This window comes from Planococcus sp. 1R117A (assembly GCF_051417975.1).
In the GTDB taxonomy this organism is placed as follows: Bacteria; Bacillota; Bacilli; order Bacillales_A; family Planococcaceae; genus Planococcus; species Planococcus shenhongbingii.
Genome location: NZ_JBPRLO010000002.1, coordinates 432508 through 446837, shown reverse-complemented (window position 1 = coordinate 446837; position 14330 = coordinate 432508). Strand labels below are relative to the sequence as shown.

20 protein-coding genes are annotated in these 14330 nt (G+C 45.3%); 12 read left to right on the top strand and 8 right to left on the bottom strand.

Going from position 1 to position 14330, the window contains the following annotated elements:
- The first annotated feature begins 498 nt into the window (after window positions 1-498).
- Window positions 499-1209, top strand: coding sequence for a cytochrome c biogenesis CcdA family protein (locus tag ACSFXN_RS07665; protein ID WP_300992794.1), 711 nt, complete (start codon window positions 499-501; stop codon window positions 1207-1209).
- 120 nt (window positions 1210-1329) lie between these two features.
- Complete coding sequence (locus ACSFXN_RS07660) at window positions 1330-1839, top strand: CcdC family protein (protein ID WP_300992795.1); 510 nt, start codon at window positions 1330-1332, stop codon at window positions 1837-1839.
- A gap of 128 nt (window positions 1840-1967) precedes the next feature.
- Here the strand turns inward: ACSFXN_RS07660 and ACSFXN_RS07655 are convergent, their stop codons facing one another.
- Window positions 1968-2402 (bottom strand): DUF2621 family protein, encoded by a 435-nt coding sequence (locus ACSFXN_RS07655; protein WP_300993363.1) that lies wholly within the window; start codon window positions 2400-2402, stop codon window positions 1968-1970.
- Between the two features lie 121 nt (window positions 2403-2523).
- Between ACSFXN_RS07655 and ACSFXN_RS07650 the strand changes: the two genes are divergently transcribed.
- The 4 genes from ACSFXN_RS07650 (at window position 2524) to ACSFXN_RS07635 (ending at window position 3829) form a co-directional block, all read left to right on the top strand.
- A complete protein-coding gene (locus ACSFXN_RS07650; protein ID WP_437149574.1) occupies window positions 2524-2742 on the top strand; it encodes a DUF1659 domain-containing protein in 219 nt (72 codons plus the stop codon).
- Window positions 2743-2762: 20 nt separating this feature from the next.
- A complete protein-coding gene (locus ACSFXN_RS07645) occupies window positions 2763-2978 on the top strand; it encodes a DUF2922 domain-containing protein (protein WP_300992799.1) in 216 nt (71 codons plus the stop codon).
- A gap of 66 nt (window positions 2979-3044) precedes the next feature.
- Window positions 3045-3173 (top strand): YvrJ family protein, encoded by a 129-nt coding sequence (locus ACSFXN_RS07640; RefSeq protein ID WP_300992801.1) that lies wholly within the window; start codon window positions 3045-3047, stop codon window positions 3171-3173.
- Window positions 3174-3268: 95 nt separating this feature from the next.
- Window positions 3269-3829, top strand: coding sequence for an SCO family protein (locus ACSFXN_RS07635; RefSeq protein ID WP_437149573.1), 561 nt, complete (start codon window positions 3269-3271; stop codon window positions 3827-3829).
- A 395-nt stretch (window positions 3830-4224) separates the two neighbouring features.
- Here ACSFXN_RS07635 and mscL read toward each other — a convergent pair whose 3' ends face one another.
- Window positions 4225-4614, bottom strand: a complete 390-nt coding sequence (gene mscL, locus ACSFXN_RS07630; protein WP_437149572.1) for a large conductance mechanosensitive channel protein MscL — start codon at window positions 4612-4614, stop codon at window positions 4225-4227.
- Window positions 4615-4774: 160 nt separating this feature from the next.
- Between mscL and ACSFXN_RS07625 the strand changes: the two genes are divergently transcribed.
- On the top strand, window positions 4775-5422 hold the full coding sequence (locus ACSFXN_RS07625; RefSeq protein WP_437149571.1) for a lytic transglycosylase domain-containing protein: 648 nt from the start codon (window positions 4775-4777) through the stop codon (window positions 5420-5422).
- A 38-nt stretch (window positions 5423-5460) separates the two neighbouring features.
- On the opposite strand, the gene ACSFXN_RS07620 is transcribed toward ACSFXN_RS07625, so the two are convergent.
- The 3 genes from ACSFXN_RS07620 to ACSFXN_RS07610 form a co-directional block, all read right to left on the bottom strand.
- Window positions 5461-5727 (bottom strand): GlsB/YeaQ/YmgE family stress response membrane protein, encoded by a 267-nt coding sequence (locus ACSFXN_RS07620; RefSeq protein ID WP_437149570.1) that lies wholly within the window; start codon window positions 5725-5727, stop codon window positions 5461-5463.
- Between the two features lie 89 nt (window positions 5728-5816).
- Window positions 5817-6359, bottom strand: coding sequence for a cysteine hydrolase family protein (locus ACSFXN_RS07615; protein ID WP_437149569.1), 543 nt, complete (start codon window positions 6357-6359; stop codon window positions 5817-5819).
- Between the two features lie 291 nt (window positions 6360-6650).
- Entirely contained in the window at window positions 6651-7505 is an 855-nt protein-coding gene (locus ACSFXN_RS07610) for a site-specific integrase (RefSeq protein ID WP_437149568.1), read from the bottom strand.
- 225 nt (window positions 7506-7730) lie between these two features.
- Here ACSFXN_RS07610 and ACSFXN_RS07605 point away from each other — a divergent pair, with 225 nt between their 5' ends.
- The 4 genes from ACSFXN_RS07605 (at window position 7731) to ACSFXN_RS07590 (ending at window position 12069) form a co-directional block, all read left to right on the top strand.
- Entirely contained in the window at window positions 7731-8237 is a 507-nt protein-coding gene (locus ACSFXN_RS07605; protein ID WP_437149567.1) for a DinB family protein, read from the top strand.
- Between the two features lie 126 nt (window positions 8238-8363).
- Entirely contained in the window at window positions 8364-11075 is a 2712-nt protein-coding gene (gene acnA, locus ACSFXN_RS07600; RefSeq protein WP_437149566.1) for an aconitate hydratase AcnA, read from the top strand.
- Between the two features lie 273 nt (window positions 11076-11348).
- The gene (locus tag ACSFXN_RS07595; protein ID WP_301856331.1) at window positions 11349-11789 is read left to right on the top strand and encodes an acyl-CoA thioesterase; all 441 of its coding nucleotides are present in this window, start codon (window positions 11349-11351) and stop codon (window positions 11787-11789) included.
- Window positions 11773-12069, top strand: coding sequence for a hypothetical protein (locus tag ACSFXN_RS07590; protein ID WP_301856330.1), 297 nt, complete (start codon window positions 11773-11775; stop codon window positions 12067-12069). Before ACSFXN_RS07595 ends, ACSFXN_RS07590 begins: the two co-directional genes overlap by 17 nt.
- A gap of 103 nt (window positions 12070-12172) precedes the next feature.
- Here the strand turns inward: ACSFXN_RS07590 and ACSFXN_RS07585 are convergent, their stop codons facing one another.
- The 3 genes from ACSFXN_RS07585 to plsY all read right to left on the bottom strand — a co-directional run bounded on the left by ACSFXN_RS07585 (window position 12173) and on the right by plsY (window position 13712).
- Complete coding sequence (locus tag ACSFXN_RS07585; RefSeq protein ID WP_437149565.1) at window positions 12173-12568, bottom strand: hypothetical protein; 396 nt, start codon at window positions 12566-12568, stop codon at window positions 12173-12175.
- A 228-nt stretch (window positions 12569-12796) separates the two neighbouring features.
- A complete protein-coding gene (locus ACSFXN_RS07580; protein ID WP_437149564.1) occupies window positions 12797-13096 on the bottom strand; it encodes a HesB/YadR/YfhF family protein in 300 nt (99 codons plus the stop codon).
- Between the two features lie 25 nt (window positions 13097-13121).
- Complete coding sequence (gene plsY / locus ACSFXN_RS07575; RefSeq protein ID WP_437149563.1) at window positions 13122-13712, bottom strand: glycerol-3-phosphate 1-O-acyltransferase PlsY; 591 nt, start codon at window positions 13710-13712, stop codon at window positions 13122-13124.
- A 134-nt stretch (window positions 13713-13846) separates the two neighbouring features.
- Between plsY and ACSFXN_RS07570 the strand changes: the two genes are divergently transcribed.
- Window positions 13847-14254 (top strand): CoA-binding protein, encoded by a 408-nt coding sequence (locus ACSFXN_RS07570; RefSeq protein ID WP_437149562.1) that lies wholly within the window; start codon window positions 13847-13849, stop codon window positions 14252-14254.
- Window positions 14255-14330: the final 76 nt, after the last annotated feature.

The window sequence follows — 14330 nt, the reverse complement described above, 5'->3', positions numbered from 1 at the left end:
AGCGGCAACTCGCCGCTTTTGCAACTGATATGGAAACAGAAGGGGCAATTCAAGCAGGCTTGGAGGGGAGGCGATTCCTTTTAAACAAAGTGCCTTTCAAGGCAATACATGTAAAAAACTACATAAGGTGAAATCCGGAAAAATCAAAAACAAAAAAAAGACAGGAAATAAGAAAGCAAAAAACAGGAGATTAAATCGGACTCTATTCTTTCAAAAATAATTTAATAAAAAGTGTATTTCAATAATATATGTAGAAAACTACATAAGGTAATTCTGTGAAAATTCAAAACAAGCAACAAGAAAGAACCAGCAAAGAGAAAAAATGCAGAAAAAAAGAAGGGAGCAAAAACGCCAAGGCCGTTGAAAGGCCAGGCAGTCATCGGTGCTAAACGAGAAATTCTATTTTTACATTGTCCACAAAGATGTCACAGGCAAAGGGGCGGTTATGTGAGAATAAATTTGGTAAGATAGGTAGAGCATAGTGAAAGGGTGACAATTGTGGCCGCTGATATAAATTTGTTTCTCGCGTTTGGTGCGGGATTTCTGAGTTTTATTTCGCCTTGTACATTGCCGCTGTACCCGGCTTTTTTATCGTACATTACTGGAATGTCGATTGATGAACTCAAAAATGATAAAAAGGTCATGCGCCGAAGAGGCATGTACCATACATTATTTTTCTTATTAGGATTCTCAACCATCTTTATTGCTCTCGGTTTCAGCACTTCATTCTTTTATGAATGGTTTATCCGTTATGATGATTTGATTCGTCAATTGGGTGCGATTTTTATCGTCCTGTTCGGGTTGATGATTATCGGAGTATTTACACCGAAGTTCTTGATGCAGGACCGAAAACTTTCGTTTAAAAACCGGCCTTCCGGCTTTCTTGGGACATTTGTCATCGGGATTGCTTTTGCGGCGGGGTGGACACCGTGTACGGGTCCAATCACAGCCGCCATTTATGCGCTGGCAGCCACAAACCCGGGATCCGGCATCTGGTATATGGTGGCTTATATTCTCGGTTTTGCCATTCCATTCTTTGTCTTGTCATTCTTCGTGGCCCAAACCGGCTGGCTTCGCAGAAACAGCCAGAAGATCATGACGGTCGGCGGCTATGTTATGATAGCTGTGGGAATCTTGCTGTTCTTTGACGGGATGACGTATATTATCCAAATCCTGAGCCCGTTGTTCGGCGATTTCCAAGGGTTTTGATTGAGGGAAAATTTCACTCAGTGGAGGTCTATCCTCCCGAGCGTTAGTTGAACCATGAAAATGAAAATGCAATAATAGAAGAAAGAGGCCGGAAAATAAAGCGCTTTGAGGTGAAAAAATATGTTTGAAATATTGGAGACGATTCCTTCTTGGCTAATGCTTTCGGTAACAACTGTCGGAGCGCTCGGTATGGGGATTATGGCTATGGTGGTACGGACCAAATCCGCTAAAAAACCAGCCTCAGCGAAAAAAATCATTTTGCCGCCTTTGTTTATGTCTACCGGTGCTTTGATGTTCGTTTTTCCGTTTTTCCGTGTCGCACCCATGCAAATTCTGGAAGCTTTAGCAGTCGGCATGTTATTTTCGACGGTACTGATCTGGACATCAAAATTCGAAATCCGGGATGGGGACATCTACTTGAAGCAATCGAAAGCATTTGTCTTTATCCTGCTTGGGTTATTGCTGATCCGCCTGATTGGAAAAGTCGTTTTGAGTTCAACGATTGACATCGGCGAACTGGGCGGCATGTTCTGGATCCTTGCCTTCGGAATGATTGTTCCGTGGCGCTTGGCGATGTTCCTGCAATACAAAAAGCTTCAAGAAAAAATAGAAAGCGCAGTTCCTCATTAAGGAACTGCGCTTTTAATTTGCGTTCTTATCAACCTTAGCTTATTCAAAAGAAAAAACTGCAGGCACCGCGGTGTTGCCGAGGATGCCTGCAGTCTGGAGCGCAGATTCCCCTCAAGGACTGCGCTTTTTTATTTCTCGAAATATTGCTCGTAAGGATTGACGTCAATCTGCATTTCCGCCAGTTTTTTGCGCAGAAATTTATGGTCACGTTTTGGAGTTGCCTCGATATACCCTCGAATGATGTGTTCAAGCTTCATCTTCTTCGCTTTTTCTTCCAACAAAATCTGGCCAATTTTCCCGGCGATTTTTTGCTTGGCTACGGGACGGAACAAATCCGGAACCGGCTGCACCAATTCATTCAGCATCGCTTTTTCTTCTGTTCCCCATAAATGGATGGTTTTATCTACATAGTATTCTTCCCAGTTCAAATCAGACAATCCGTCTTTTTTTGGCATCGACTTGAGAAATTTCCGGAACATGAAAAAGCCGCCTATTGCAAACAAGCCAACTAAGACTACGACCCAAAACAGGATAAACCATAAAAACCAGCCTTCAAGTGCCACTTTGTTCACCTCGTTTATTCTTACCTTCATCTATTATAGAAGGATTTTCGTAAAAGTTCATTAAAAAAGTATCTTCTTTTTTCATTTGTGTCTATATAGCGAATGAAAGGAGGTGAGCAACATGGCAGCAAGCGAATTCAAGAACGCGAACATCCGGTGCACGTTCAACAACGGACTGGATGACAAAGGCAAGACGAAGAAAAAAGTAAAAGCGTATCACAATGTAAGGGAAACGGCCGCAGCAGACGGCATCTACGCGGTGGCAATCGTTTTATCGGATTTTGGGACCAAGGAATTATTGTTCCTTGAAAAGCAATCCGGGTTGAACATCTACGCATAATGAAAAAGGAGGAATAAGGAATGGCAAAAACATTGGAACTGGTCTTTGAAACGACGGCGGGAAAAGAAGTGACCTTGTCGGTTGAAGAACCGCGCGAAAACCTCACACCGCTGGAATTGCAGACGGGCATGCAGACCATCATCACGCACAATATCTTTGAAGTGGAAGGATCAGCATTTGCCACAGCGAAAGCCGCGCGCATTGTGGAGCGCAATGTAGTGGATTACCAAGTGTAAAGAAATACGGCAAATGGGCTCTCCTTAAGCAGGAGGGCCTTTTTAAATAGAAGCGAGGTGGAAAAAATGGATGAGTGGATGCGCTTGATCCAGGAAGTGGGCTTTCCGATCTTTGTGTCATTTTACTTGATGCACCGGGTGGAAGCAAAGCTTGTGGCCATACACGATGCATTGATCACATTAAAGATTTCCTGACTTCACAGATTTGTGACAAAGCGGGGTGGACAACAGTTGTATTGGTGACAAGCTTTCGCTAAGATTGATGTTATGGACGAATGGAGGAATACAGCATGAGATACATGAAAGCCGCCTTCTTCATGGGACTGATTTTACTTCTTTCAGCTTGCGGCAGCGAACAAATCGACGACTTTTCATACACTGATCATAGAGGAGAGACCGTTTCTCTTGAAAGCTTAAAAGGCACACCTTGGCTCGCCACGTTTGTCTTTACGAATTGCGAAACTGTATGTCCACCGATGACGTTCAATATGGCGGGCATCCAGGAAGAATTGGTGAAGCAAGGCATCGAGGATTACAAAATCATCGCTTTCAGCGTTGATCCGAAAGAAGACACACCAGAGAAAATGGAACAGTATCTCAAGAACTTTTCAGTTCCGGATGAATCGAAATGGCATTTGCTGACTGGATACAGCGAGCAGGAAATTTCGGATTTTGCCGTAGACAATTTCAAAACTTTAGTCAAAGACGATCCGAACAGCAATCAAGTGATTCATGGAACTTCGTTTTATTTGATGGATTCAGAAGGTGCCATCGCCAATAACTACGATGGTTTTACCGATGTGCCAGTAGAAGAAATCACCAAAGATCTGAAGGCATTAATAGAAAAATAAAACTTGTATTGGTGTCATCCTACTTAATCGATATTCCGCCAACCAGCTGCGCTTGCCGCGGGCGAGCGCCAAGCCGCTTCGTCGCTGCGCTCCTGCAGGGTCTCGGCTGTCTCGCTTTCCCGCAGGCGTCTCCGCTTTTTGGCTCCATATCTGGAGAGCAGGAAGCAATAAAAGAGAGCTTACTCAAACAGTCACACTTTTAGAGAGTCTCTAAAGGAGTTAAAAGGAAACTGAATGTAGCGGAAGGTGGGCGACTCCTGCGGAAATAACATGAGCTGAAGACCCTGGACTGAGCAAAGCGAAGGAAGCGGCTGAAGCCATGTCCGCGGAAAGCGTCCCACCTGTAGCGAAATGAAGAAGGCTATCGAGAGTTTCTCAACATGCTAAAAAACCGGTCATTGACCGGTTTTTTCTTTTGCCAACAAATCACGGATTTCGACAAGCAACTCTTCTTTTTTATCCAAAACCGGAAGCTCTTCTTCAGCTGGCACATCTTTATTGCGTTTTACTTTCGTAAACACGCGAATCACTAAAAAGATAGAAAAAGCGATGATGAAAAAGTCGATGACTGATTGGGCGAACACACCATACCGCAATTCCGCCCCTTGGAAACTATAGGTCCAATCCTCCACACTGAAACCGCCCAGCAAAATTCCGACAGCCGGCATGATGATGTCTTCCACAAGGGAAGTGACAATTTTCCCGAATGCTGTCCCGATCACCACTGCAATGGCCAAGTCCAACACATTCCCCTTTAAAGCAAATTTCTTAAAATCTTCCCACATAATCGCCAACTCCTTTATTTACGTCTACAAAAAGCAAGGCAAAATCAAATGCCCACTCACGTGAAAAAGTAAATTATAGCCGTTTCCTTCTTAGCAGTATACAGAAATCTACAAAAAGATATGGTAAACTAGGGGAAATGAGCGATTAGGTGTGGGAAAAATGAAGAAAAAGAACAAAAGCAAACGGCTCAACCGTTTGAAAATATGGTTTTTGATTGTATTGTTTCCCGCTGCAGTAGTGCTGACCACGCTTTTCATCGTGGTGTTTTATTTGTTCAACCCCATTACAGTAGTGAATACGTTAAAAGAAACGCCGCAACAATTATTTGAAATTGAATTGCCGGAAGAAAATATTCCGCTTTACCAGGAAGCCGCAAGTGAGTACGGCATCCCGTGGACCTTGCTTGCAGCACATCACCGCATTGAAACGAAGTTTTCGACGATGGATCCGTTGCTGTCGCCGGTAGGGGCAGAAGGGCATCTTCAATTTATGCCTTGCACGTTTGTCGGCTGGACCCATCCGACCTGCTCAGGAAAAGGACAGGGACAAATTCCAGAAAGCGAGAAAACAGACCCGGAAGTCATTGCCAAATACGGCGGATACGGAGTGGACGGAAATGGCGACGGCGTCGCAGATCCCTTTAATCTCTCCGATGCCTTGTATAGCGCCGCCAATTATTTGTCAAAGAACGGGGCAGCAGACGGAGATCTCGAAAGAGCGATTTTTCAGTATAACCACAGCGATAAATACGTGGAAGACATTTTGCATTATTACCATCTTTATGAAGAGCAGTTTCAAGGACAATAAAAAAACCGGATCCCTAAGGATCCGGTTTTAATATTTTATTAAGTTCTTCTTGTTCTGCCTTTACGCATAGATCCAAGAATAAGGCTTAAAATAAACACTAGTACTAAAGCACCGATCAATGCTGGGATTAAGTATACGCCCCAAATTGATGGACCCCAGTCGCCAAGCAGCAAGCTACCTAGCCATGCGCCAACGATACCTGCGATAATGTTACCGATAATGCCGCCAGGAATGTCTTTACCAAGAATTAGACCTGCAAGCCAGCCGATGATACCACCCATAATCAAGAATAAAATGAAACTCATTTTTGTCCAACTCCTTTTTCGTTATGAATAAGTGCTACACTTAAGATATAGCCTTAATCATGACTTTTGAAACATGAAGTTGAAAAAAATTATTTTACAGTGGCTCCCAAGGTGTTTTTGAAATGGCGCAATGCCCAGTCATGGCCAGCTGGGTCGAAGCTTGCGACAGCGTCTTGGTAGACGACAACTTTAAAGCCTTTGTTGTAGGCATCGACCGCTGTGTGAAGCACGCAAATATCCGTGCACACCCCGGCAATATGCACTTCTTCTATGTCCCGTTCACGCAGCAGAATCTCCAGATTGGTGCCGGCAAACGCACTGTAACGGGTCTTATCCATCCAGACGATGCTGTCTTCATTGGCGCTATAGACAGCTGCCAAACGGCCGTATAAATTTCTTCCCGCCGTGCCTCTGATATTATGGGGAGGGAACAGTTGCGCTTCCGGATGAAAGCTGTTTTCCAGTTCATGCAAGTCGACCGGCATCACCACGAATTCTTTGTTTTGAACAAATTCTTCGGTCAATGAACAGATTTTTTCTTCAATGGCCTGTCCGGGCTCTCCGCACGTCAACGCGCCATCGTCTGCCACAAAATCCACGGTGTAATCCACTACCAATAATGCCTTTTTCATGATTCATCCTCCTTGTCTTTTCCTTTTTATCTAACCATAAAAAAATTCTGAAAAAAAGCTTTAATGTGTATTGCGAATAGAAACAATATTCAGTATAATCTTCAAAAGGAGATGATGGATATGGTATTCGAAAACACAAAAAAGTTGAATCGTCAGGCAATGTGGTTTGTCATTCTTCATACAGTCATCCTATTTAATTTCGCACTCGACTTTGAAGTGTTCATGTGATCCATCATTTAAAATAACCTGCTCCTGAGTAAAACAGGGAGCAGGTTATTTTAATGGGCAAAATTAATGGCGCTTTAGGCGCGTCAAGGAATCTTTCAGCATACGGGAAGCGGAATCGAGCGAAACGCCCATGATCTGCTGAATCTCTTCTACGTTTTTATGTTCCACTGCATACAGATGATGAACATAAGCGAAACGGAGGTCTCCCGAGCGGATCGGCGTGCCAAGAAAAGCCGATAACGAATCGGTGTAATCAGAAAGCGACCCCATTTTGAACATCGTGTATTCATCTTTCACTTTTGAAGAAAGCAGGTAAGGGGTATTGCGGAAAACCGCCCGTTCAATGCCTTCAAGCATCACTTGAATTTCTTTCCCCGTAAATTCGATATGGACGGCATAGCCATCTTTCTTTTCGACGGTCAGTTCCAGCACCTCTCCGTGATCCGCGAAATCTTCCACTTCAATGGCTGCCATATCCCGCAGCCTGAGTCCGCGCATATACAACAGAAAAAGAATTTTTGCATTCAACGACAATTGATCGGATTCCAGGACCGACATTTTTTTAGCCAGCAGATCTTCATAGTCCACATGGATGTCCGACGGAGTCAAATCGAGTTTTTGGTTGAATTTGAACTTCGGCATAAAATCGACCGGAATCTTGCCGATCCGCCACATATAATCAAACCATTGGCGAATGTAGATCAATTTACGGTTTAATGTGCTGTCTTTAATGCCCGTCGCATACTCCTCCTGCAGGAATTTCTGGATGTCGATGGGCCGGATTTCATGGGGTTCCACTTGTTTTTTATACGTTTTCCGCAAGAATGCGAAGAGTGAACGGATCAATTGCACTTCATGGACAACCGTATTCGGGCTGATGCCATTTTTTAATCGATACTTTTCATAACCATAAGGCATAAAGCAGTTCCCCTCCTCCATATTTATCCTTAATTATACCATTAATCAAGGAAAATAGAACGTATCTTCTCTTATTTTAACCAACAGAAATGCTGTAAGGATGCGGGATTGAGTCCAAAAAGACCCGCTCGTCCTTCGATCAAAAAATTACTAGCCAAGAAAGCTTTATTTGAATAGTTTAAGGGTATGCCATACTATAGAAGGCCGTAAAAATGGGGGATAGCTATGTTCAAAGACGAAAATGCAAAAATCAGAAACGCTGTACTGAAAGCCGTGGAAGGGGTGAATGATGAAACGCTCAATAGGAAGCCCTCTGCAGATGAGTGGTCACCGATGCAGATCCTCGATCATCTCCAGCTGATGGAAACCATGATTGCCAGAAGTCTTGCCAAACAATTGGCCAGCGGAAAATATGAAAAGGCAGTCAAGAAGCCGATTCAATTGACCGTCAGCCGTGTGGTGAAAGTGGAGGCGCCGCATTATGTCGTGCCCTCTGCTGAATTTATTCCACTTGAAGACATGAAGAAGCGGCTGGAAGCTTCACGGGCTTTGCTTCACAAAGTTTATGACGGAGCGGCAGCAGAAGCATTAGAAGGAAAATCGATGCCCCATCCCGTTTTTGGCAAAGTGCCTCTGATTCAATGGTTTCCATTTATCGGCCTTCACGAAAAAAGGCATTTGAAACAGCTAAAAAGGACATTGGAAAAACTGGAAACTGCAAAAGTTGAGTGATTCAAAAAACTTATTACAATCCATAATTTTAATGTAATTTACTTATGCTTCTATTTTGGGTATGATGGAAGAGGAGAAAAGACGCTAACTCAGCCTTTTCAGAAGATTTAAAGGAGGAACATGATCATGGCAAAAAGCAGTTTGCACAACAGCCGTACTTCTTTTGAGCTAAACGGCAAAACGTATAACTATTATCGTTTAGCAGCATTAGAAGAAGCAGGAATCGCGAAAGTATCACGACTTCCTTACTCGATTAAAGTACTATTGGAATCCGTATTGCGTCAGCACGACGGATACGTCATCAAAGACGAACACGTTGAAGAATTAGCAAAATGGGGCAAAAATGCCAACAAAGATGCGGAAGTTCCATTCAAACCGTCACGCGTTATCCTTCAGGATTTCACGGGTGTACCGGTAGTCGTTGACTTGGCATCCCTTCGTTCAGCAATGTCTGAACTTGGCGGAGATCCAAATAAGATCAATCCGGATGTGCCAGTTGACCTGGTTGTTGACCACTCGGTCCAAGTAGACAGCTACGGTTCAAACGAATCTCTGAAAATCAACACGAAACTTGAATTCGAGCGCAACGCTGAGCGCTACCAGTTCCTAAACTGGGCACAAAAAGCATACGACAACTACCGTGCAGTTCCACCGGAAACGGGAATTGTGCACCAAGTCAACCTTGAGTACTTGGCAAGCGTTGTCCATGCAATCGCAAATGAAGATGGCACATTCGAAGCTTACCCGGATACACTTGTCGGTACGGATTCTCATACGACGATGATCAACGGTCTTGGTGTGCTTGGATGGGGCGTCGGCGGCATCGAAGCGGAAGCGGGCATGCTTGGACAGCCTTCATTCTTCCCGATTCCAGAAGTTATCGGCGTAAGATTGACAAATGCATTGCCAAACGGTGCTACTGCAACTGACTTGGCACTTAAAATCACTCAAGTGCTCCGCCAAAAAGGCGTTGTCGGCAAATTTGTTGAATTCTACGGAGCGGGCGTTACAACATTGCCGCTTGCAGACCGTTCAACGATCGCCAACATGGCACCTGAATACGGCGCGACTTGCGGATTCTTCCCGGTTGACGAAGAAGCGTTGGATTACCTTCGCCTGACTGGCCGTGAAGACGACCACATCGAAATCGTAAAAGCTTATTTGCAAGCGAACGACATGTTCTTTGATGCTGATAAAGATCCTATTTACACAGACACAATTGAACTTGACCTTTCTACAATCGAACCAAACTTGTCCGGTCCAAAGCGTCCGCAGGATTTGATTCCGTTGTCTGAAATGAAAACAGAATTCAACAAAGCGGTTACGGCGCCTGAAGGCCCACACGGTTTCGCGCTAAGTGAAGAAGAAATCAACAAAACAGCGACTGTCAACTTTAAAGACGGTTCAACTGCTGTCATGAAGACCGGTGCAATCGGCATCGCAGCGATCACTTCATGTACAAATACTTCCAACCCATACGTTATGCTTGGAGCTGGCCTTGTTGCGAAAAAAGCGGCTGAAAAAGGTCTAATGCCACCAGCTTACGTTAAAACTTCTTTGGCACCAGGTTCGAAAGTTGTTACTGGCTACCTGCAGCAGAGCGGACTTCTTGAATACTTGGAGCAAATCCGTTTCAACTTGGTTGGCTACGGCTGTACAACATGTATCGGTAACTCAGGCCCAATGCTTCCTGAAATCGAAGATGCGATTTTAGACAACGATTTATTGGTGACTTCTGTACTTTCCGGTAACCGTAACTTTGAAGGGCGTATCCACCCGCTTGTAAAAGCCAACTACTTGGCTTCACCGCCGTTGGTTGTTGCTTATGCACTAGCAGGAACGGTTGATATCGACCTGCAAAACGATCCGATCGGACAAGACAAAGAAGGCAATAATGTCTACTTAAGCGATATCTGGCCAACAACTGAAGAAGTCAACGAAGTTGTGAAGAGCACAGTGACGCCTGAATTGTTCCGCAAAGAATATGCACGCGTGTTTGACGAAAACCAAACATGGAATGCGATTGAAACAAATGACGATTCCTTATATGCGTTCGATGAAGAATCGACGTATATTCAGAACCCGCCATTCTTCCAAGGTTTATCCGTAGAGCCGCAACCAATTCAAACTTTGGATAACTTGCGTGTCGTCGCGAAATTCGCAGACTCAATCACAACTGACCACATTTCACCAGCTGGCGCCATCGGCAAAGATACTCCAGCAGGGAAATACTTGCGCGAAAAAGGCGTAGAGCCTCGTAACTTCAACTCTTACGGATCTCGCCGAGGCAACCATGAAGTGATGATGCGCGGAACGTTCGCGAACATCCGTATCCGTAACCAAGTGGCACCAGGCACAACAGGCGGTTTCACAACTTACTGGCCGACTGGTGAAATCCTGCCGATCTACGATGCGGCCATGAAGTATCAAGACCGCGGAACCGGCCTTGTGGTTCTTGCGGGTAAAGACTACGGCATGGGCTCTTCACGTGACTGGGCTGCCAAAGGTACATTCCTGCTTGGCATCAAGACAGTTATCGCTGAAAGCTATGAGCGTATCCACCGTTCGAACCTTGTGATGATGGGTGTTCTTCCGTTGCAATTCGTTAACGGACAAAACGCCGACTCACTGGGCCTTACTGGACGCGAAACCATTTCCGTGAACTTGACAGACGACGTGAAACCACGTGACGTTCTGACAGTTACAGCCACTGCTGAAGACGGAAAAGTAACAGAATTCAATGCGCTTGTGCGTTTTGACTCTGAAGTGGAAGTGGACTACTACCGCCATGGTGGTATCCTGCAAATGGTACTAAGAAAGAAATTAGTAGAAGCATAAGAAAAGCGAAAGCGCTCATAAAGCCTCGACAAGCGCTGGAGGGCTTGAAGGTAATGGCGTTCTATGCCATTATCGGCAAGACCGAAGCGACTCGAGAGGCTGGGCGCTGCAGCTAGACAACAACAGCAACAAGACCAAACGTGCCTTGAATCAGCATGTTCGGTCTGAACAAATCACCAATCCCTTACACTTAAATAAGGCTGCCTCTGGGCAGCCTTATTTTTTATTTATACATAGAATTTCTGTATACTGACAGTAGAGGTGAAAGAGAAAATGCACATAAGCGACAAAGAAATTGAGATCCGCTATGCGGAAACAGACCAAATGGGCGTGGTGTACCACGCTAATTACATTATCTGGCTGGAAATCGGCCGCACCAAATTAATCGAAGATCTGGGGTTTACCTACGCCGGAATGGAAAGTGAAGGATATCTGTCACCTGTGACCGATATTTCAATCCAGTACAAAGCGGCGCTCCGCTATGGCCAGAAAGCGACCGTCCGCACCTGGGTGGAAGACCATGGCCGTCTCCGCACCACCTATGGCTATGAAATCCTCCATGAAGATGGGACGATCGCTGCGACGGCAACTTCTGAACACGTCGTGGTCAAAAAAGAGTCGTTCCGCCCGGTTTCGCTGCAGAAAATCTACCCGGAATGGCATAATAAGTACGAAGAAATCAAAAAGCAGGCTCCAGATGGCATTCGGAATTAAGCGGGAAGAGCTAAACCGCTGGAAGCAGAATGTGGAAGCCGGAAATATCGCGTTTCTCACGCATTACTGGATTGACGACCGCTTTCCAGGCTGTTCGACGGTCACGAAAGTGGGCTGCAGCGATTTGGAAAAGTTGGAGCAGTGGGGGAAGCAGTACGGATTGAAGGCCGAGTGGATGGACTTGCGCGGCGACTATCCTCATTTTGACCTGTTTGGCGACCATCAGCGCCGGATTTTATCTGCTGAAGGCATGATGGAGCAATTGAACCGCTTCCAGTGACCATAAAGACCCTTTCAATAAAAAAACTGCCGGCGGATTCATTCTTGCCGGCAGTTTTTTCTGTGAAGCTGGATAAGGAAAGATGTGCCGGCAATCAATTGCCTCACGATTCAAGGAAATTCTCAATATACTCCTGCAATTCCGCTTGGATGTCTTCCAATGATTCATCCAGCAGCTCTCCTATGCCTTGGCTGAGCGGGAAGTTTTGGGCAACTGGAAAACCGAAAAAATAGCGTTCACACGTCCAGATCGGGATGGTTTGCAAATCGATCAACTCTTCGTTTTCATCACTGATGCTGATGACAAGAGAAGAACGGTAATCCGGCTGAAAGGGATCGGTGCCTTCTTTGTCAACTCCGCCGTCGAGCACCATATAGTTCTGCAAGAAGGCCGGCTGGTAGCGGAGAAGCCATTTTTCGAGATAAAGCTGCAACTCCGTTTCGGTGTATTCAATCTGCCTTTTCAATTCATCCGTGAATTCTTTTTGAGGAATCCGCATACAGACTACCTTCTTTCAAAAAAAGTTTATGAGTTTCGCCTATTCATGTAGCTGTCATTAACGGGCGGAACGGTGATAAAGCCAAGCTTGGCTGACAGGGGCCGTGCAAGCTTCTCCCGGTAAGTATCCGCGTTTTCCTGGCACTCTTTAATGGATTGAGGCATTGACTGGACAAAAAAACACTGCCGAAGCAGTGCAGGCCGATCTTGGTATGAAGCTGCCAGGTTTTCAGGCACTTTCTTTCTCGTAGGAATAATCCAGTTCCTGCAAATCATCGTTCACCGTGACATGCAAATCGTGGCCATCAAAAAACCAGGCATCACTTTGCTCGACATAATAAGTGACTTCATCTTGTTCAACTGCGGCTGCCGCTTCTGCTGGCTCGTCTTTCGTGACGCCGAGAGAGAACCCCGGCTGAAGCTGGCTTGAGCCGCCGTAGCGAACGTAAAAACGGACCGCTTCTCCAGCAGTGACTTCCATTTCTTCTTGAAACCACTTGAATGCATCTTGACTGATTTTGATCTTCACTCCATGCACGCCCTTTCTTTGAACATTACCATTTGATTTTTGGTTCCGTGCCTGCTTTGATCCGCGAAATGTTGGCGCGGTGGCGGTAAATGATGAATGTCGCCAAAATGACAATGACCGCCAGGAACAGATAATCTCCTGTATAAATGGCATATATTGTGGTATAAATAACAGCGACCACTGCTAAAATGATGGAAGAAAGCGACACCATCTTGGTGATTTTCAACGTGATGAGAAGCACCGCCACCGCCACTAGAAAGAGGGGCCATTGATAACCGAGCAGAATGCCGCCGGACGTGGCCACCGCTTTGCCGCCTTTGAATTTCGCGAAAACCGGGAACATGTGGCCGACTACGGCAATGACACCGAAAACCAAGGGATGGATATTGGTCTCCATATAAAGCGGAATCAATGTCGCGGCTGTTCCTTTCAATATATCCAGTACGGTTACGACGATTCCGGCTTTGGCGCCCAATGTCCGGAACGTGTTGGTGGCGCCCAGGTTGCCGCTTCCTTTTGTCCGGATGTCCGTTTTGTAAAAGATTTTCCCGATCCACAAAGCGGAAGGAATTGAGCCAAGCAAATAAGCTAAAAGTACTGGAAGAAATGTATCCATTTTGAACTCCTTTGAACCATTCTATTTATGTTATCAGTTTAACACGAAGCGAGTTCTTTGGACAATATGTGTCTGTTTGTTCACCATCCGAAAGGAAATCATGTATGATAGAATAAAAAGGACAGGTGATTCCCGTGAACAATCCAAGCCGTGAAGAAATTAAAAAAATCCTTGATTCTGCAAAAACAATCGCAGTCGTGGGGTTAAGCCCCAATCCGAACCGGACTTCCTATATGGTATCTGAAGCCATGCAAAAAGCCGGCTACCGCATTATCCCCGTAAACCCTGCAGCTGATGAAGTATTAGGCGAGAAGAGCTATGCATCACTGACTGACATCCCGCATCCCGTCGATATCGTCAATGTCTTCAGACGCAGCGAATTTCTGCCGGAACTGGCGAAAGAATTCATTCAACTCGATTGTCCGGTATTCTGGACGCAATTGAATGTCGTGGATGAAAATGTGTTTAAGGACTTGAGCGAAGCAGGATACACGGTCATCATGGACCGCTGCATCAAAGTGGAACACGCCATCCTCAAATAAGACCGATTGCGGTATAAAGGGCGCCCAGCGCTCTTTTTCTATGATTATTGACAGATTGGCCCGTTACCGATACGAT